The organism is Acidovorax sacchari, assembly GCF_042847045.1.
Classification (GTDB): domain Bacteria; phylum Pseudomonadota; class Gammaproteobacteria; order Burkholderiales; family Burkholderiaceae_C; genus Paracidovorax; species Paracidovorax sacchari.
On sequence record NZ_AP035783.1, the window covers coordinates 823,164 to 841,201 of the forward strand.

Here is an 18,038-nt window from a genome sequence, read left to right on the forward strand (position 1 = left end):
TCATTAATGCTGGTTTTGTTTCTTTGCTTAGCTGGCGAGGTTTTTTATTTTTCTGTAGAGGATGATTTAGATGGTTTGCGAGTAAAGACATTTCTTCGTTTATTTTTTGATTTTGCTGCTCCATTGATCGTCGGGTATTTTTCTTTCGGAGTGACGCCGTCGTTCTGGTTTTCGGTGTTTTTATGCGTCGTGTTTGTATTTTTTTCCGGGAAATACTTGAGACCCATAATATCTGAGAGAAGAGAGCAAATTCTTTTGGATATTCCATATTTCGACATGAAGAGGCGTCCTGTTTTGAGTTTGGGCTCTCTTGTGATCGCATATGTTGCTATAGCATTATTCTTTATAAAAGCAGTTGTTGATTGATATATGGCGCTGGCATGGTGGAGAACCCGGGGCTGAGCTACGGGCTGTTCCAGGCGGTGGCGCAGCCGGTATACAGCTGGGGCGTGGTGCGGCGGGTGGAGTTTCCCGGGGTAAACATCGACATCGGGCACATGCGAAACCTGGCCTGGTCGCGGAGCAACGACAAGGCGCAATGGGTGGCCTACAACCGGATGCGAGGGCAATACATGAGCGCGCTGGAGCACGCGGTGCCGGAGCGCTTTTTCAGCGATCCGGCGAAATGCAACCTGGCAGGCAGCGCCAATCCAGTGGCTGGGTTGCCGGACTGCCCCCAGGGCATCAGCGCAGTGAAAGCGTTGGGGCTCGCCGCGCAGCAGGGCCAGAAGATCTACACGATCACGCCGCAGGTGTATGCGAACCAGCCCAACATCGTGAACACGGCGCTGGTGGCGCACAGCCCGGGCACGCGGGCAAAAGTGCAGGCAGCGCTGGACGAGGGCAAGGAGGTGACCATCCACGAAGCGCCGATTGCGCAGAGCGGGTGGGTGGGGGCGGGGTTTACGGTGCTTGAGGAGGGGACGGGGGCGGGAGCCTACACGATTGAGGGAGGTAGTAACGGCGGATGGTTCTCTTTAGTGGGAGAGGCTGGTGGGGCCTTGCTCATTATTATTGGGCTGGCCTCGCTGTTGGCCAAGGCGGGCCTCATTGCTGCAATGACATTTGTTCCTTGGCTGATGCTTGCAGTAGCCGCAATAACCTTGATTTCTATATATTTGGCCGGCGATGGATGGGATCCTAAGGGATGTGGAGGAATAGACTATTGTGATAGCCTTGACGCTATACAGATATTTTCTGCGTTAGGTGCAATGGCTGCTTTGCTTGGCGCAGGCTCTATTGTAGGACTGGCGTTGGGACTATATGTTTTCTATCAGATTACAAAAGGCAAGTTTTTTTATTAATAAAATGCTTTGATTTATGTATATCGAAATATTTTTCCTTGCGATATTTGTTGCTTTGTTATTTTATCTTGGGAGAATTGTTGGGAAAAATTTTCATGCAGATTTCGGAGACGACGGCATAAAAATAACAAGAAATTTTGTTGTTCAAGATATTAAAATCAATAAAATAAAGAAAATCAAGAAAAAAAGCCGCGCTGTGATATTTTATGGTGACTTTGATGTATACGTGAGAGGGGTGAAGAGAAATATCGGCGTGATTGAAATTATGGAGAATAACGAATTTGATTTCGAAAAATTAAAAAAATATCTGATTTCTAAAGATTTTCGAGGTGAGGTAGGGACCTGATTTTTCATTTTTTCAGTGGGCTTTAGTTGGCCGCGTGTCAAGTGGCGAGCCTACGCAACTGGATGTCTTGAAGGACCGGCTGGAACAGGCCAAAGGGCTGCTGCAGGCTGGCAGCGTGGAAGGCCTGCGGGCGAGCGCCTGAGCGGCGACCTGCTCACCGCCGTGATCTGGAGCTGGTTCGCGGCCACGGAAAGCCACAGCCGGCTGAGCCAGAACGCCGCCGGCATGGTGGAGAACCCGGGGCTGAGCTACGGGCTGTTCCACGCGGTGGCGCAGCCGGTGTACAGCTGGGGCGTGGTGCGGAGTGTGAAGTTCCCCGGGGTGAGCATCGACATCGGGCATAAACGCACTTTTGCCGCCGCTGTGGCTGTATTGGGGAATGTTGCGGAAAATTCCAGAAATATGGAGGCTCTGCTTGAAGAATGAATATTGAGAATGTCGAGGGGTTGGCCCTGTTTGTGTCGGAGGCGCGTGAGGTTGAGCATATGGTCATACCTCAAATAGCAATAGTGGGCGTTGACTCTGCGCTGCTAAAGCTTGCGGGATTTTTAAAAGAAATGAAAATTGAAGGGAATGAGGAAGTTAGGTTGAAAACCAGCTTCGACGACCATGGCGGGGAAATGATTTTGCGGGTATATGGAAAACCGTGTCCTTTTTCGAGGAGTTTTCAGCTGCCTGAAAAATTTGAATGGATTTGTCCGTTAAGAGGAATTGAAATTGACTATTGGGAGAGGCCTGCATTTGGTCTCGATCTACGGTCTGAAAGTAGGCAGCGCGTTCTGTTCTCAATGGGTGAGGCCGCTGCCAGGTTAATTGGTGAGTTGCTGCAACTTTTCGTTTCTGAAAAGTTTGTTGATAGATTTCCTCTGGAGCATGATGGTTATATGCCATCTCTCTCTCCTTTGAGCTACGAACTAATTTTCATCAAGGCTCACTCGATGCATGGTAAAAATATGCTTGATAGGGAATGAATGGAAGTTGGGATAAGGAGTGGTAGATGCAGGAGCTTCTTTTGGTTTTCTATCTGGCAAGCCTCGGTGCCTTGGCTGGGGTACTGCTCGTTGGGCTGAAACGGGTAAGGTTTGAGTTCGCGATTGTTTTTTTTGATCATCACTCTGTTTGCCGGACTGTGTTTGAAGGCCGCCATCGGTGCGATGGACGCCTGGTGGAAGCTAGGTGCTGTGGCCGCGGTGTCATGCCTCTGCTTCGTGGCTGCCTGCCGAAGCTGGAGCGAGGAGGCCACGGCGGTGGGCGGTCAGTCGATACGGTCTCAAGCACTGTTCGCGCTGATGCTGCTGGGCTTCAGCACAGGCTATGCATTCCATAGTTACGTATTGATGATGGGCTTCCTGGCGGGGCGCGATGAGCAGTTGGCGATGTTGCCCTTATGGCTGTCCGGTACGCTGGCGATGGGTCTCGTGGGAATGGGGCTGCTGCTTCAGCTGTCGAAAAAATCGCCGCGTCGGGCGAAATCTGAAGGACGCTAGTGCCATGAATGCATTGCTGCGCTACCAGGAGTTGTTCACCCTCGCGCTGGAGGGTGTTGGGCTGCCTCTCGGTGGTTCGAGCCTGAAAAGGGTGTTGCATGACCAAGCCCAGCGCTAGCCCGAACGAAGCCATTGCCGCCGCTCGTGCCGAGCTCGTGGAGGCCGACAGTATGGCCATACTCGCGTTCGGCCATGTTTCACAGCGGCTGTTCGCCATCCACCACTTCTACCCTTTCGCACAAGGGCTCAGCGCGCTGCCGTCCGATGAGAACCTGGAATGGGCCCGGGCCATCGCGGCGCTTCCGGCTGACGGGCTGGAGGCGTGGGTCCGGCAACAAGGCGGATGCCGTCTTCTCGCATCCGATGCAGAGCATCTTGCAGATCCAGAGGGGCACCCCGGCGGGCCGGGGCACGATGCTCCGCGCACCTGCATCGCGGAATTCCAGGCCACCATGGAGCCGGAGCTTCTGGACGGCTCCATGCCAGGCGGGCTCGATGCATGGATCGAACGGGCCTGCGAGGGTCGTTTTGTTCCCGGAGCGGAGGCCGTGGCGTTGGCGCGGTATATCGCCCGGAACTTCGACCGTTATGGCGGGGAAGTGCAATCGAGCGTGCTTTTCTTTCTCGGCAAGATCGCACCGTCCGTGGCTTGCGAGGTGGCGCTCGACGGCTTGGGGCGCGTGCATGCGCGCGCCTGCTCCTGCTTCGAGGAACTCCAACGCCTGGTCGATCTGATGTTGCGCCACGGGGAAGCGACTGGCCGCGAGGCGCCGGTGGATGTCGATGGGTACTTCCGGGCGGCCTACCTGCTATTGCATCCGCCCCGGCGGCCGGCGCCATGAACTTGCTGCGGTTCCTGCTGCAGGCAGGAGGCGAAGGCTTCAGGGCCACGGAGTTTTCCTCTGCCGCGGTAAGCGCCGGTATTCCCATGGGGGTTGTGGCCCACGTCCGGAAGCCGCCGGGTGGGCTGGCCATGGATTCCGGTTTGCCGGGCACTGGCGGCGATGCCTTCCTGCTGTGGCGATCCGCCAAAGTGGACTATGCGATATCCAGGCAGCAGTACCGGGCGCAGCAGGTGTTCGGCGCGCCGGAATTCCTGCAGTCCTGGAAGAGGGAGGAAGAGGCCCTCCTGGACCACCTGGGCTGGATGGCGGACCGGCTGCCGCGCGTGTCCGATTACTGCGACGGCGCGTCCTTCCTGCTGCTGAAGCTGATCTACGGCGAGGAAGAAGGGGGCGGTGCCGGCACCACGGGGTGGTTGTATTCGGCCGCGCTCATGCAGATGCTGGCCCGCATGGGTGCGGGGATGGAGGCGGACCAGGAACTGGTGGACGTCCATTTCGCCCGCGTGGAACCGGGGGCGTCCCCTTGCTCCTCCTCTCGGCGATAATCCCCCCGTGAAGCGCGCCAGACCGCCGCTGGTGCAAGTGCCGAAAGGCCGCACTGGAGGAACGTCCGGACTGCACAGGACGGCGTAGCAGCTAACGGCTGTCCACCGCGAGGTGAGGATCAGAGCAACAGAGACGAGTCCGGAAGGAGTGCCGCAAGGCAGACCAGCCGGGGTGAAACGGGCAATCTCTACGCGCAGCAATACCAAGTAGGCCAGCGTTGACGTGGTTCCGCGGAGCTGGCGGGTAGGTAGCATCGAGCCGGGTGGGCGACCCCCGGCCCAGAGTAATGGCGGTCACATGCGGGCAACCGCATGCACAGAATCCGGCTTATCGGCGCGCTTCACACTTTTGTTTTTCCATGCGCCTGCGTCCTGCAGGCGCCGCCGCATGCCTGGTGGCACCCGCATCCTTCATCGCATTGCATTGCATTCAAGGCCGTGCGCAGTGCGGCGCATGGCCGGCGCGCAGTTCCGCGGCGCGCTGTTCCGTGCCCGGGTGGGTGGCGAGCAGGCCCATCCATGCGCTGTCGCCGCCGCCTTCCTTGCGCGGAGGCGTCTCGCGCGCAGCCGGGCTGCTGCCCGGGGCTTCGGGAGGCTTCGCGGCCGTGCCGGCTTCGCCGCCCTGGTTCGCGGCTCCATCCGCATCGTCTCTTTCCTCGCGGCCATCCTTTGTGCCGTCGCCTGCGGGCGCCTTGCCGCGGCGTGGCGCCTCCCGCTGCTCCTGCGCGATGGCCAGCAGCAGGTCGGCCATGGGCGCGGTGGGCAGGCGTGCATGGCCCATGAGCGCGAGGGCGTAGCAGTCGGCCTCGCGCTCGTGGGCGCGGCTGTAGGCCAGGCCGGTGACGAGGGCGCCGCCGGTGGACAGCAGGCTGGAGACATCCCCCAGCGCCAGGCCCAGTCCGATGTTGAGCACGCCCTGCTCGACCACGGTGCGCGTGGTGTGGCGGTACACGACGTGGCCGATCTCGTGCGCGAGCACGCCGGCCAGGGCATCGTCGCCCAGGCCCCGGCGGGACGCGGTTTCCGCGAGGCCGTCGGTGACGACCACGGTGCCGCCCGGCAGGGCGAAGGCGTTGGCGCCCATGCCGCGCCGGAACTCCAGGCGCAGCGCGGGCGCGTAGCCCGCATAGCGCTGCGGCGCCGACGGCATGCCCTGCACGAGCGTGTCGAAGCGGGCGCGCAGCTGCTGCTGGCGCCCGGGCGCGAGGCGCGAGGGGCGCAGCAGGTCGCCGTCCATGCGCTCCAGTGTTTCCCGCGCGAGGGAGGTTTCCCATCCCAGGGGCACGGCCCGGGTCAGCTGGGTGGCCAGCCAGGGTGTGCCGTAGCGGTAGAAGAGCGCCAGCACCAGCACGGAGGCGAGCAGCACGGCCGCCAGCACGCCCCAGCGGGTCTGCATGCGCTGGGCGATGCCGGCGCGGTGGCCGGCCGCCTGCAGCGCGGCGTGCCAGCGCGCGATGCCATCGCCCGCGATTTCCAGGCTGCCGCGCTCGCCCAGGTCCACCGCCAGCCGAGGGGGAGGGCGGCGCGGGTTCCAGGCCTCGGGCCAGTCCACCGCATCGTGCGCGAAGTGCTCGGGGTCCCCGCCCTCGGCGCCCACGGGGTGCAGCGTGAGTTCGGGGCCGCGCGGGCCGGGGGCGATGGCCGCGAGCACGGCGCGGCCCTGGCTGCTGCGCCCGTCGAACCAGCGCGCGGGCACGGGCTGCGGGACCGTGCGGGGCGGGGAGTCCGGTGGCGGTGGCGACGCCGCGGTGGAGGTCATGGCGGACGGGAGCCGTTCAGCCGATCAGGTCCAGCCCTGCGGCATCCGCCAGGGCGTCGCCCACGCCGTTCTGCTGTTGGCGCTGGAGTTGCCCCGCCAGCTGGTCCACACCGCCCTTGACGTGCAGGGTCACGGACTCGAGCTTCATGCGGTATTCATTCACGCGGGCGAACGGGCGGTAGAAGCCCAGCGTGAGCAGGGTGAGCAGCAGGTTCCTGATGCGCAGGCCGACGAAGCGGCGCGCGCGCAGGTGGCATTTGAAGCGGGCCATGTGGCTCACGCCGATCTGGTTCCAGGTGATCTGGAACATGCGTGCCTCGCGGTAGGCGCGCGCCGGTGCCGAGACCAGCAGCGCCATGAAGCCGAAGAAGACGATGCCCACGATGAAAAGCAGGGCCAGCCAGGGCCCCATCCCCCGGGTCTTGCCGGACACCAGCGCCAGCGATCCGCCGAAGGCGACGCCCACGATGGCGCCCATGACCGCCACGGTGATCAGGAACACGCCCAGGGTGGCGAGCCACACCTTCACGAAGTCCGAGTACACGGGCTTCCAGCGGCCGGGCTCGGTGCCCAGGCGCGAATGGAGCACCAGCATGCTGCGGTAGTTGTATTCGAGGCGGATGGCGCACAGCACGGTGAGCACGAACGTCAGCGCGAGCAGCCCCCACATGGTCGCGCTGACCTGCGGGATCCGGCGGCCGGAGGCGCCGGCCACGGGTTCCGGCGCCAGCGCCTGCAGCCCGTAGAACGCGGCCAGCCACAGGGCGGCGATGGCGAACACGGGCCAGCTCGCCGCATAGACCTGCCGCCAGCCGGCTGTGAACTGCAGCCGCAGCCCGCGCCAGCGCGTGTTGCCGAGGCGAAAGCGCATGGCGCTGCCCCAGATGAGCGGGGCGAGAGCCGCGCCCGCGAGGATGAAGAGGCCCACCGCGGTGTCCTGCCCGGTGCGCACGGCGATCTGGTAGGCGGCGGTGAGCACCAGCAGCACGATGAAGCCGAAGACCATGCGGCGCTGCTGCGCGGTGAATTCAAGCGGGCTGCCGGCCACGAGCGTGTGGCCGTAGAAGTACTGCGCGGTGCGGCGGCGCGCCCAGGGGGTGTAGAGGCCCAGCGTCAGGATGCCCAGCAGCACGTTGACGATCCAGACGCGGAAATACTCGCCGCCGCTGCCGGAGAACTCCAGCGGATGCGGCTCGATGCCGTGCGACGTGAACGACGATGCCATGCGTGCCACGTGGGGCTCGACGCGCTGATCCATGGATGTGCCTCCCTCGAAGAGCCCGGCAGTTTATCGCGGCGGCACGGGGATCAGAAGCGCTCCCAGGGCAGCAGGTAGCGCCACTGGCCTTCGGGCACCCTGGCGAGCGAGACGCGGCCGATGCGCAGCCGCTTGAGCGCCGTCACCTGCAGTCCCACGGCCTCGCACATCGCGGGGATCTGCCCTGGGCGGATGCCCTTGAGCGCGAAGCGCAGCCGCGTTTCGCTCTGCCAGCTCACCTTGGCGGGCGGCAGGGGTCGGCCGTTGAATTCCAGGCCCCGGCAGAGGCGCTCGAGGCCGCCCTCGGCGATGCGGCCCTCCACGGTGGCGATGCATTCCTGCTCGAGCAGCTCGATGTCTTCGGCCAGGCGGCGCGCCATGCGGCGGTCCTGCGTATAGACCACGAGCCCGCTGGCGGCGTCGGCCAGCGGCGTGAAGCACTCCTGCTGCCGGAAATGCCGCTGCAGCACCCGCACGGGCGGGCTGTCGCCCACGTACCGGTTGCCGGGCTCCAGCAGCGTGCCGGCATCGGGTGCCCCGCTGCTGCGCGCCTGGCGCGGATCGCCGGCGGGGCCCTGGCCGATGCCGGCCTCCCAGCCGGCGGGCTTGTGCAGCAGGAGGGTGACGGGCGGCGCTTCCTCGGCCTTGGCGTTCTGCGCGACCACGACATCCTGGTCCGGGCGGACACGGGCGCCTGGCGCCTCGGTCATCCGGCCGTCCACCTGCACCCAGCCGCCTTCGATGAGCCACTCGGCCTCGCGGCGGGAACAGCCGCGCATCTCGGCGACGCGCTTGGACAGGCGGATGTGGCCGGCGTCTCCGGCACCGGTGCCATCGGGGGAAAGATCATGCATGGCCGGCCTCCAGCGCGCGCAGGCGCTCCACATGGGCGAGCAGGGAGCGCTGCGCCACGGGCCACAGCCGCTCGGGCACGTCGGCATAGGCGTGGCGCACCCAGTCGTCCATGCTGCCTTCCGGCAGGGCTTGCATGGCCGCGAGCACTTTGGCCTCGCGCGCGAGCCGGTGTGCCTTCAGCCGGGCGATCGCCCCGCGCGCACCGGCGATCGCATGGCCGTGTGCCGGCAGGATGAATTCCACGCCGTGGCGTTCGCACAGCGCGTCGAGACGGTCGAGCGAGGCGAGGTAGTCGTCCATGTTGCCGTCCGGCGGGTCGATCACGGTGGTGCTGCCATTGAGGATGTGGTCTCCGCTGAACAGCAGGCCGTCCTCGCGCAGCAGCAGGCACAGGTGGTTCGCGGCATGGCCGGGGGTGTGGACCACTTCGAGCGTGTGGGTGACGTCGCCTTCCAGCTGCCGGCCGCTCAAGGTGAGCCGTTCGCCATCGGCCAGTGCCCGGTCGGGCGTGAACCGGCTGGCCGCGCGCGCCGTGGGGGCGGAAGGCAGGCCCAGCACGGGCGGGCGCGGGCGCCCGGCCGCGGCCACGCGTGCGGCCAGCGGGGCGGCGCCCGGCGCGTGGTCGGCATGGGAGTGCGTGCACACGATGGCGCGGATGTCTCCACCCGCCGCATGCCAGAGCCGTTCGAGATGGGCCTCGTCGGCCGGGCCGGGGTCGATGGCGATGTAGCCGGTGGACGGATCGCCCACCAGGTAGCTGTTGGTGCCGGGCCCCGTCATGGCGCCGGGATTGGCCGCGGTGAGCCGCTGCAGGTTGCGCAGCAGGGGCACGGGCCGCTCGGGCTGCCAGTCGAGCGGATGCACGATCTGCCCGTCGGGGCAGACCAGGGCCAGTTCGCCGTACGGGGCCTCGTGCTCCATGTAGCGCGCCTCGCGGCCCGCGAGCAGGCCGGCGCGCGGGCAGCTGGTCCACAGCGGCTGCTCGTGGGCCACGGCGGCGAGCACCGCGTCGGCGCTGGCGAATTCCGCCAGGCGCTCCAGCGTGCGGATGGTCGGGAAGATCATGAAGAACTGGCCGGCCGCATGCCGCTCCAGTGCATCCCGCGGGCGCACCCAGACGGGCTCGAACTGCTCGGTCTCGTCGGCCACCGGCTCCTGCCCCTGCGGCATGCGCGCGACCAGGAAGGGCACGTCGAAGCGCTTGGGCAGGTCGCGGTCGGCCGTCCAGTGCGCGAGCAGGAAGACCGCGTCGGCCGCCAGGCGCAGGCCGCGCGCGGTGCATTGCGGCACGAAGGCTGCGCTGCGGTCGAGCGCGGCGATGTCTTCTGCGGTGGCGAAGCGTCCGTCCGGGCGCCGCGCGAGCAGCACGCCCAGCTCTTCGAAGCTTTCGCGGATGGCGGCGATGGCCTGGGTGACGCGGTCCGGCGTCTGCGCGGGGCGCCGGTCGGCCTGCGCATGGGTGATGGCTTCGGCGTCCTGCGGGTCGATGGCGCCGCCGGGGAAGACGTAGGCCCCCGGCGCGAAGCTGGCCTGTGGCGAGCGCCGCGTCATGAGCACTTCGAGGCTGCCGCCGGGCGCGTCGCGCAGCAGCAGCACGGTGGCGGCCGCGCGCGTGGCGGCGGGCTCGCGGTGGGGATGGAGTTGTTGGGAAGGGCGGGGCATCCGGGGATTATCGGCAGCGCACCCCTGCCTGCCGGCAGAGGGGCTTCCCGCCCGTGCGGTGGCCGGCCCCGGTTCAGGCCGCGGTCGCCGTCGGCGCCGACTGCCGGTGCCCCGCCGCGGTCTTGTAGCTGCGCACCCAGTCGGCCAGCAGCGCGGGATCGAGCACGTCGCCGATGCGCTCGAAACCATCGGGCGCGCGCTCTTCCACCATGTCGAGGATGGCGTCCAGGCCCTCCGCGCGGTTGAGCTCCACGATGCGCGCGGTCATGGGCCGGCGGCCTTCCTCGTAGGCGTCGAGTGCGGCGGGCAGGTCGTGCGGACGGGCGGCCAGCGCCTCGGCGATGGCGCGCGCGTCCAGCAGCGCCTGGGTCGCGCCGTTGGAGCCGATCGGGTACATGGGGTGGGCCGCGTCGCCCAGCAGCGTCACGCCGCGGCCCTGGCGCCAGCGCGGCAGCGGGTCGCGGTCCACCATGGGCCACTCGAGGATCTGCGTGGCCTGCGCGATCAGGCCCGGCACGTCCACGAAGCCGAAGCGCCAGGTGCCGAAGGTGGGCAGCAGGTCGTCCACCGAGCCCGGGCGGCTCCAGTCCTCGCGGCCCGGGGCCACGAGGCCGCCGCCGAAGCCGTCCTCGCGCAGCCGGCGGTCGGCCACCCAGTTGACCAGCTGCAGCCCGTCCGCGCGCGGCGGCGCTATGGGATAGACGACGAATTTCGCGCGGCGGTGGCCGGCCTGCACCATGGTGCGGCCGTCCATGAACGGTCGGGCCCAGGTGGTGCCGCGCCACATCATCATGCCGTTCCAGCGGGGCGCACCTTCATGGGGATGGAACTGGCGCCGCAGCGCCGAATGGATGCCGTCCGCCCCGATGAGCAGGTCGCAGCGCAGCGTGGCGGTGCCGCCGTCGGCGAGCTCGGCCTGCGCCAGCACGCTGCCGCCGGCTTCCTCGGTGCAGCCGGTGATGCGGGTGCCGGCGCGCACGCGTTCCTCGCCCAGGCGCTGCAGGCAGGTGTTCCACAGCAGCATCTGCAGCTCGCCCCGGTGCACGCTGTACTGCGGATGGCTGTAGCCGGCCTCGGTGCCGCGCAGGTCTTCGTAGATCGGCTGGCCGTGCCGGTTGGCGAACACCAGGGCGCGCGTGCGCACGCCCATGGCGTCGAGCGCGGGCAGCAGGCCCAGGCCGTCCAGCACCTCCACCGCGTGCGGCAGCAGGTTGATGCCCACGCCCAGCGGCTGGGGCCGCGCCGCGGCCTCGCAGACGGTGACGCGGTGCCCCTGGGCGGAGAGGGCGAGCGCGGCGGCGAGGCCGCCGATGCCGCCGCCGGCGATCACGATGTCCAGCGGACGCGGCGTGGACTGGAAGGAAGCGGGGGAGGGCGAGGTCATGCTGTGCGTTCTCCGGGTTAATGCCGCTTGACGCGGATCAATGCGTTTCACTATTGTTGCGCCATGCAACAAAAAGAGCGCTCCGCAAAAACCCGCAGTCCCGGCGCACGTCCCCCTGCGGCCGCCCGGGCATCCGATGCGCCCGAGGGCCCGCTGCAGCCGCTGCCCGGGCTGCGCTACGGCGTGCTCGACCAGCTCATGGGCTATGCGCTGCGCCGGGCGCAGAACGCGCTGTACCTCGATTTCCTGCGCGCGGTGGGCGATGACGTGAGCCCGCAGCGGTTCGCCGCCCTGGTGCTGGTGGTGGGCAATCCGGGGCTGCGCCAGGGCCTGCTGGCCGAGGCGATGGGGCTGCACCGCAGCGGCGGCATGCGCCTGGTGGACTGGCTGCACGCCCAGGGCTGGGTGCAGCGCGAGGCCGATCCGCAGGACCGGCGCTCCTGGCTGCTCCATCCCACCCCGCAGGGCCGTGCGGCGCTGGAGGCGCTGTCGGCCCGGGTGCGCGCGCACGATGCCGCGCTGGTCGCATCCCTGGGCCCCGGCGGCGACACCCTGCACCCGCTGCTGGACCGGCTGGCCCGCACGGCGCCCGGCCCCGGGTGAAGATACGCCCCCGCCGGTACGGGCGACGCAGTCCGGCATGATTCGAACACTTCCAGGAGACAAGCACCATGACCCATTCCACCCCGCGGGGCGCCTCCCGCCCTCTTCCGCCGCAGGGCATCCGCCGGCGCGATGCCGGCCTGGCCCTGGCCGCGCTCTGCTTCGGCTCCGCCGGGCCTGCAGCGGCGCAGCAAAGCGTGCAGCGCATCCTGGTGGGATTTCCCGCGGGGGGCTCGGTCGATGTGGTGGCGCGGCGCCTGGCCGAGAGCTGGCGCGCACGCAACGGCACGACCACGCTGGTCGAATCCCGCGCCGGCGCGGGCGGGCGCATCGCGCTCACGGCGCTGAAGGACGCGCCGCCCGACGGGCTCACCGTGGTGCTCAGCCCCTCGTCCATGCTCACGATCTATCCGCACGTGTACAAGCGGCTGCAGTACAAGCCCGCCACGGATTTCATCGCCGTGGCGCCGGTGGCGCTATCCACCTGCGGCTTCATGGTGGGGCCGAAGGTGCCTGATTCGGTGAAGACGCTCAAGCAGTTCGCCGAATGGGCCAAGGGCCGGCCCGAGCCCGAGGGCTATGCCTCTCCCGCCGCGGGCGCCATGCCGCACTTCCTTGGCAACCAGTTCGCGCGGGCCGCCGGCATCTCGCTCACGCACGTGCCCTACCGCGGCGCGGCACCCGGCCTGCAGGACCTCATGGGCGGGCAGGTGGCCTCGGGCTGCTTCAGCGTGGGCGACTGCCTGCCGCACGTGCCCACGGGCCGCGTGCGCGTGCTCGCGGTGAGCGACAGGCAGCGGTCGCGCTTCCTGCCCGACGTGCCCACCTTCGCCGAGCAGGGTTTCGCGGGCATCCAGGGCGTGGAGAGCTACGGGCTCTACCTGCCCGCCCGCGCGCCCGCGGCGGTGGCCGAGCGCTGGGCCGAAGCCGCCCGCGCGGCCGTGGGCGATCCGGCGGTCGTGGAGGCGCTGGCCAAGCTCGGCTTCGAGCCCGCGTCGGGAACGCCCGAGGAATACGCCCGCCAGCTGGCCCAGGAGCGCGATCGCTGGGCGCCGGTGGTCGCCGCCTCGGGTTTCTCGTCGGAGGAGTAGCGGCGAAGGGCCCGCGGCGGGCACGGAATCCGGGGAAAATCACGAACCTTTCCTAGCGATGGACCCCATGCCGACTCCTGCCGCCGAGGGCGCGAGCCCGTCGCCCGTGTCCCTGCCACAGGCCCTGCGCTTCTGGCTGAAGCTCGGCTTCATCGGTTTCGGTGGCCCGGCCGGGCAGATCGCGCTCATGCACGACGAACTGGTGGACCGGCGCCGCTGGATCTCCGAAAAGCGCTTCCTGCATGCGCTGAACTACTGCATGCTGCTGCCCGGGCCCGAGGCGCAGCAGCTCGCCACCTACCTCGGCTGGCTGCTGCACCGGACGTGGGGCGGCATCCTGGCAGGCGTGCTCTTCGTGCTGCCCTCGCTGTTCATCCTGGTGGCCCTGGCCTGGCTGTACATGGCGCACGCCGATGCGCCGGCGGTGGCGGGCGTCTTCCACGGCATCAAGCCGGCGGTGACGGCCATCGTGGCGCAGGCCGCCCTGCGGATCGGGGGGCGGTCGCTGCGCAGCGGCTGGCTGTGGTGCATCGCCATCGCGGCGTTCATCGCGCTCTTCGCCTTCGATGCGCCGTTCCCCGCCATCGTGGCGGCCGCTGCGGCGGCGGGCTACATCGGCGGCAGGCTGCGTCCGGCGGCGTTCGGCGCCGCGGTGGCCACCGCCGCTCCGCCGGGGACGCCCCGGATACAGGGCCGCGCCCTCATCGACGACGACACACCGGTGCCCGCCCATGCGCGCTTTTCCTGGCGGCGCGCGTGCGCGGTGCTGGCGGCCGGCACGGCCCTCTGGCTGCTGGCCATGGGCGGGCTGTGGGCGGCGTTCGGCCGCGATGCCGTCCTGGTGCACATGGCCTGGTTCTTCACCAAGGCGGCGTTCATGACCTTCGGGGGCGCGTACGCGGTGCTGCCCTATGTGTACCAGGGCGCGGTGGAGCACTTCCAGTGGATCACCCCGGCCCAGATGATGGACGGCCTGGCGCTCGGAGAAACCACGCCGGGGCCGCTCATCATGGTGGTGTCGTTCGTCGCCTTCGTGGGTGGCTGGGCCCGCGCGCTCTTCGGTCCGGACGCGCTGCCGCTCGCCGGCGCGGCGGCGGCGGCCGTGGTGACGTTTTTCACCTTCCTGCCGTCCTTCGTCTTCATCCTGCTGGGCGGCCCGTTCATCGAGTCCACGCGCGGCAACCTCCGGCTCGCGGCGCCGCTGGCGGGCATCGCGGCGGCCGTGGTCGGGGTGATCGCGAACCTGGCGGTGTTCTTCGCCCTGCACGTGTTCTGGCCGCAGGGCCTGCACGCGGGCCCCGATGTACGCATGCTGCTCATCGGGGCGGTGTCGGCCGTGGCGCTGGTGCGCTGGCGCGTGGGCGTCATCCCGGTGATCCTCGCCGCGGGGCTCGCCGGGCTCGCGATGGGGTTGTGAGCCACGGGCAGGGCCCCGGCACGAGAGACCGTCAGGCCGGGGTCCTCGCGGGAATCTCCAGCCCGCGCGCCACCGCCGGCCGGGCCACGAAGGCATCCAGCACGCGGCGCACGTGGGTGAACCGGTCGAAATCCACCAGTTCGCCTGCCTCGTAGAAGCCCACGAGGTTGCGCACCCACGGGAACACCGCGATATCGGCGATCGTGTAGTCCTCGCCCACCAGCCAGGGGCGGCCGTCGGCCAGCTGCCGGTCCAGCACGCCCAGCAGGCGGCAGCTCTCGGCCACGTAGCGGTCGCGCGGGCGCTTGTCCTCGTAGTCCTTGCCGGCGAACTTGTGGAAGAAGCCGAGCTGGCCGAACATCGGGCCGACGCCGCCCATCTGCCACATCAGCCACTGCAGCGCGGCATAGCGCTGCGCGCCCGCGGGGGCCAGGAAGCGGCCCGTCTTGTCGGCCAGATAGATCAGGATCGCGCCGGACTCGAACAGCGCCAGGGGCTGGCCGCCCGGTCCGTTGGGGTCCAGGATGGCCGGGATCTTGTTGTTCGGATTGAGCGAGAGGAATTCCGGCGAGGTCTGGTCGTCCTGGTCGAAGCGCACGAGGTGCGGCTCGTAGGGCAGGCCGGTCTCCTCCAGCATGATGGATGCCTTCACGCCGTTGGGCGTGGGCAGCGAATACAGCTGCAGGCGGTCGGGATGGCGGGCGGGCCATTTGCGGGTGATCGGGAAGGCGGCGAGCACGTCGTCGGTCATCGGAACTCCTCGGGGGGGGCGTCAGGGACGGGAGGCGCCATCATCGCGCGCCCGGCCGGCCCCTGCAGGCGAGGGGCCATGCCGCGCCTGCCGGGCAACGATAATCCTGCGGATGCAGATCCGCTTCACCAAAATGCAGGGTGCCGGCAACGATTTCGTCGTGCTCGACGAAACGCAGGGGCGCCTGGGCCTCACGCCCGCGCAGTACCGCTACCTCGCCGACCGCCACTTCGGGGTCGGCGCCGACCAGATCCTCACCGTGCGCCCGTCGCCGGCCGAAGGCATCGATTTCGAATACGTCATCCACAACGCCGACGGCGGCGAGGTCGAGCAGTGCGGCAACGGCGCGCGCTGCTTCGCCCGCTACGTGCGCGACAAGGGCCTCACCGACCGGGACACCATCCGCGTGCAGACCCTGGCCGGCGTGATCGCCCCGCGCCTGACACCGGACGGCCGCGTCACCGTGGACATGGGCCGCCCGCGCTTCGCCCCCTCCGAAGTGCCTTTCGACGCCTCGGGCCTCGCCCCCGCGGCCCGCGGGGCGGGGCAGACGTGGCCCCTGTCGCTCGGCGCTGCTGCCGATGCGCAGGTGGTGGATGTGGCGGTGGTCTCCATGGGCAACCCGCACGCCGTCCAGCTGGTCGCGGACGTGGACACGGCGCCGGTGGCGCGTACCGGCCCGCTCATCGAGGGCCACGCGCGCTTTCCGCAGCGCGTGAACGCGGGCTACCTGCAGATCGAGGACCGCGCCCGCGTGCGCCTGCGCGTGTACGAACGCGGCGCCGGCGAAACCCTGGCCTGCGGCACGGGCGCCTGCGCGGCCGTGGCCGCCGGCATCCGCCTGGGCCTGCTGGACACGCGCGTCGATGTCCGCACGCGCGGCGGCCTGCTCACCATCGCCTGGAGCGGCGACCCCTCCGAGTCCGTCTTCATGACCGGCCCGGCGACCACCGTCTTCGAAGGCCAGATCGACATTCCCGACGCACCATGACCCATCCGCATACCCCCGCCCAGGCCGTGCCTCCCATCACGGAAGAAGACATCGCCGAATTCCTCGCCAATACCCCGGGCTTCTTCGAGCGCCATGCCGAACTGCTGACCGGCGTGGTCCTCACCAGCCCCCACGGGCAGCGCGCCGTCAGCCTGCAGGAGCGCCAGGCCGAGATGCTGCGCGAGAAGATCAAGGGCCTGGAGCAGCGCATCATGGAAATGGTGCGCCACAGCCACGAGAACACCGCCATCGCGCAGAAGATCCACCAATGGACGCGCGAGCTGGCGCAGGCCGGCGACCCGGCGCTGCTGCCGGGCGTGGTGGAGCAGGGCATCCGCCGGCTGTTCGACGTGCCGCAGGCGGCGCTGCGCCTCTGGGACGTGGCCGGCCCGTACGCGGGCGCCGCCTTCGCGCAGGGCGCGAGCGCCGATGCGCGCTCGTTCGCCACCTCGCTCACGCAGCCGTTCTGCGGCCCCAACCTCGGCTTCGAGCCCGCGGGCTGGCTGCCCGAGCCAGCCTCGGTGCAGTCGATCGCCCTGCTGCCGCTGCGCCAGGGCGCGCTCGATGGGGAAGCGCCGGCTTACGGCCTGCTGGTGCTGGGCTCGCCCGATCCGCAGCGCTTCGGCGCCGACATGGGCACCGACTTCCTCGTGCGCATGGCCGAACTGGCCAGCTCGGCGCTCTCGCGCCTGCGCTGATCCGGCCATGGCGGACCGCCTGCAGCCGGTGGCGCCCACCGATCCCGACGTGCTGCGCTACCTGGAGCACGTGCGCGTGGAAAAGCGCCTGGCGCAGCGCACCGTCACGCTCTACACGCTCGACCTGGCCAGGCTGGCCGCCGGTGCGCGCGATGCGGGCGTGCCGCTGCTGCAACTGCAGACCGCGCACATCCGCCGCTTCGTCGCGCAGATGCATGCGGGCGGGCGCAGCGGGCGGGGCATCGCCCTGATCCTTTCGGGCTGGCGTGGCTTCTTCACCTGGGCGGCGCGGCAAGGCCTCGTGCCCCACAACCCCGTGCAGGGCATTCGTGCCCCGCGCGCGCCCAAGCCGCTGCCCAAGGCGCTGGGCGTGGACGACGCGGTGCGGCTGGCGGAGTTCGAGGGCTCGGCGGGCAGCGACCCGTGGCTGGAGGCCCGCGATGCGGCGATGGTCGAACTGCTCTACGGCTGCGGCCTGCGCGTGGGGGAACTGGCCGGCCTGGACGCCGTGCCGGGGCCGGACACGCAGCGCCAGGGCCGGGGCTGGATCGACCTGGAAGCCGCCGAGGCGCACGTGTTCGGCAAAGGCTCGAAGCGGCGCAGCGTGCCGGTCGGATCGGCCGCGCTGGCGGCCCTGCGCGCCTGGCTGGAGGTGCGGCTGCAGCCCTTCGGCGCGGCGTCCGGCCGGGCGGATCCCGCGCTCTTCCTGGGCCGGCGCGGCGCACAGCTCACGGGGCAGTCCATCTGGTCGCGCCTGCGGCAGCGCAGCCAGCTCGCCGGGCTCTCCACCCCCGTGCATCCGCACATGCTGCGGCACTCCTTCGCCAGCCACCTGCTGCAGTCCAGCGGCGACCTGCGGGCGGTGCAGGAACTGCTGGGCCACGCCAACATCACCACCACCCAGGTCTATACGCGCCTGGATTTCCAGCACCTCGCCAAGGTGTACGACGCCGCGCATCCGCGGGCGCGCCGCAAGCCCGGCGGCTGACCGCCGACAACGGGCTGCCCCTCCAGGGCGGCAGGGGTTTTCCGTGCTGCAGAA

At 68.5% G+C, this 18,038-nt stretch carries 20 protein-coding genes and 1 other RNA gene; 15 read left to right on the forward strand and 6 right to left on the reverse strand.

Annotated elements, in window-relative coordinates; all coding sequences use genetic code 11:
* Nucleotides 1-6 precede the first annotated feature (6 nt).
* The 9 genes from ACGHC0_RS03755 (at nucleotide 7) to rnpB (ending at nucleotide 4,874) form a co-directional block, all read left to right on the forward strand.
* The gene (locus ACGHC0_RS03755; protein ID WP_415267472.1) at nucleotides 7-366 is read left to right on the forward strand and encodes a hypothetical protein; all 360 of its coding nucleotides are present in this window, start codon (nucleotides 7-9) and stop codon (nucleotides 364-366) included.
* 14 nt (nucleotides 367-380) lie between these two features.
* The gene (locus ACGHC0_RS03760) at nucleotides 381-1,304 is read left to right on the forward strand and encodes a hypothetical protein (protein WP_415267473.1); all 924 of its coding nucleotides are present in this window, start codon (nucleotides 381-383) and stop codon (nucleotides 1,302-1,304) included.
* A 16-nt stretch (nucleotides 1,305-1,320) separates the two neighbouring features.
* On the forward strand, nucleotides 1,321-1,650 hold the full coding sequence (locus tag ACGHC0_RS03765; RefSeq protein ID WP_415267474.1) for a hypothetical protein: 330 nt from the start codon (nucleotides 1,321-1,323) through the stop codon (nucleotides 1,648-1,650).
* A 162-nt stretch (nucleotides 1,651-1,812) separates the two neighbouring features.
* Nucleotides 1,813-2,076 (forward strand): hypothetical protein, encoded by a 264-nt coding sequence (locus ACGHC0_RS03770; RefSeq protein WP_415267475.1) that lies wholly within the window; start codon nucleotides 1,813-1,815, stop codon nucleotides 2,074-2,076.
* Nucleotides 2,073-2,621, forward strand: coding sequence for a hypothetical protein (locus ACGHC0_RS03775; protein WP_415267476.1), 549 nt, complete (start codon nucleotides 2,073-2,075; stop codon nucleotides 2,619-2,621). Before ACGHC0_RS03770 ends, ACGHC0_RS03775 begins: the two co-directional genes overlap by 4 nt.
* 132 nt (nucleotides 2,622-2,753) lie before the next feature.
* Nucleotides 2,754-3,137: a hypothetical protein gene (locus ACGHC0_RS03780; protein WP_368354050.1), complete on the forward strand. Its 384-nt coding sequence runs from the start codon at nucleotides 2,754-2,756 to the stop codon at nucleotides 3,135-3,137.
* A 98-nt stretch (nucleotides 3,138-3,235) separates the two neighbouring features.
* A complete protein-coding gene (locus ACGHC0_RS03785; RefSeq protein WP_368354051.1) occupies nucleotides 3,236-3,979 on the forward strand; it encodes a hypothetical protein in 744 nt (247 codons plus the stop codon).
* 131 nt (nucleotides 3,980-4,110) lie between these two features.
* Nucleotides 4,111-4,527 carry a hypothetical protein gene (locus ACGHC0_RS03790; RefSeq protein ID WP_368354052.1) on the forward strand — a complete coding sequence of 139 codons (417 nt, stop codon included), beginning with the start codon at nucleotides 4,111-4,113 and terminating at the stop codon, nucleotides 4,525-4,527.
* A gap of 9 nt (nucleotides 4,528-4,536) precedes the next feature.
* Nucleotides 4,537-4,874, forward strand: an RNA gene (gene rnpB, locus ACGHC0_RS03795) — RNase P RNA component class A.
* Nucleotides 4,875-4,957: 83 nt separating this feature from the next.
* On the opposite strand, the gene ACGHC0_RS03800 is transcribed toward rnpB, so the two are convergent.
* From ACGHC0_RS03800 to ACGHC0_RS03820, 5 genes are all read right to left on the reverse strand, one after another.
* The gene (locus ACGHC0_RS03800; RefSeq protein ID WP_368354053.1) at nucleotides 4,958-6,286 is read right to left on the reverse strand and encodes a M48 family metallopeptidase; all 1,329 of its coding nucleotides are present in this window, start codon (nucleotides 6,284-6,286) and stop codon (nucleotides 4,958-4,960) included.
* A 16-nt stretch (nucleotides 6,287-6,302) separates the two neighbouring features.
* On the reverse strand, nucleotides 6,303-7,544 hold the full coding sequence (locus ACGHC0_RS03805; protein ID WP_368354054.1) for a YjgN family protein: 1,242 nt from the start codon (nucleotides 7,542-7,544) through the stop codon (nucleotides 6,303-6,305).
* A gap of 50 nt (nucleotides 7,545-7,594) precedes the next feature.
* Nucleotides 7,595-8,398 (reverse strand): rRNA pseudouridine synthase, encoded by an 804-nt coding sequence (locus ACGHC0_RS03810; protein WP_368354055.1) that lies wholly within the window; start codon nucleotides 8,396-8,398, stop codon nucleotides 7,595-7,597.
* Entirely contained in the window at nucleotides 8,391-10,061 is a 1,671-nt protein-coding gene (locus tag ACGHC0_RS03815; RefSeq protein ID WP_368354056.1) for an MBL fold metallo-hydrolase, read from the reverse strand. Before ACGHC0_RS03815 ends, ACGHC0_RS03810 begins: the two co-directional genes overlap by 8 nt.
* Before the next feature lie 73 nt (nucleotides 10,062-10,134).
* On the reverse strand, nucleotides 10,135-11,445 hold the full coding sequence (locus ACGHC0_RS03820) for a flavin-dependent oxidoreductase (RefSeq protein WP_368354057.1): 1,311 nt from the start codon (nucleotides 11,443-11,445) through the stop codon (nucleotides 10,135-10,137).
* 63 nt (nucleotides 11,446-11,508) lie between these two features.
* Here ACGHC0_RS03820 and ACGHC0_RS03825 point away from each other — a divergent pair, with 63 nt between their 5' ends.
* From ACGHC0_RS03825 to chrA, 3 genes are all read left to right on the forward strand, one after another.
* A complete protein-coding gene (locus tag ACGHC0_RS03825) occupies nucleotides 11,509-12,048 on the forward strand; it encodes a MarR family winged helix-turn-helix transcriptional regulator (protein WP_368354058.1) in 540 nt (179 codons plus the stop codon).
* A gap of 68 nt (nucleotides 12,049-12,116) precedes the next feature.
* Complete coding sequence (locus tag ACGHC0_RS03830; protein WP_415267477.1) at nucleotides 12,117-13,139, forward strand: Bug family tripartite tricarboxylate transporter substrate binding protein; 1,023 nt, start codon at nucleotides 12,117-12,119, stop codon at nucleotides 13,137-13,139.
* A gap of 58 nt (nucleotides 13,140-13,197) precedes the next feature.
* Entirely contained in the window at nucleotides 13,198-14,556 is a 1,359-nt protein-coding gene (gene chrA, locus ACGHC0_RS03835) for a chromate efflux transporter (protein WP_415267478.1), read from the forward strand.
* Nucleotides 14,557-14,587: 31 nt separating this feature from the next.
* Here chrA and ACGHC0_RS03840 read toward each other — a convergent pair whose 3' ends face one another.
* Nucleotides 14,588-15,307, reverse strand: a complete 720-nt coding sequence (locus ACGHC0_RS03840; protein ID WP_288493950.1) for a glutathione S-transferase N-terminal domain-containing protein — start codon at nucleotides 15,305-15,307, stop codon at nucleotides 14,588-14,590.
* Nucleotides 15,308-15,419: 112 nt separating this feature from the next.
* Between ACGHC0_RS03840 and dapF the strand changes: the two genes are divergently transcribed.
* From dapF to ACGHC0_RS03855, 3 genes are read left to right on the forward strand one after another with little or no spacing between them, the layout of a single operon-like run.
* Nucleotides 15,420-16,298, forward strand: coding sequence for a diaminopimelate epimerase (dapF, locus tag ACGHC0_RS03845; protein WP_415267479.1), 879 nt, complete (start codon nucleotides 15,420-15,422; stop codon nucleotides 16,296-16,298).
* Nucleotides 16,295-16,996 carry a DUF484 family protein gene (locus ACGHC0_RS03850; RefSeq protein WP_415267480.1) on the forward strand — a complete coding sequence of 234 codons (702 nt, stop codon included), beginning with the start codon at nucleotides 16,295-16,297 and terminating at the stop codon, nucleotides 16,994-16,996. Before dapF ends, ACGHC0_RS03850 begins: the two co-directional genes overlap by 4 nt.
* A gap of 7 nt (nucleotides 16,997-17,003) precedes the next feature.
* Nucleotides 17,004-17,984 carry a tyrosine recombinase XerC gene (locus ACGHC0_RS03855; protein ID WP_415267481.1) on the forward strand — a complete coding sequence of 327 codons (981 nt, stop codon included), beginning with the start codon at nucleotides 17,004-17,006 and terminating at the stop codon, nucleotides 17,982-17,984.
* Nucleotides 17,985-18,038: the final 54 nt, after the last annotated feature.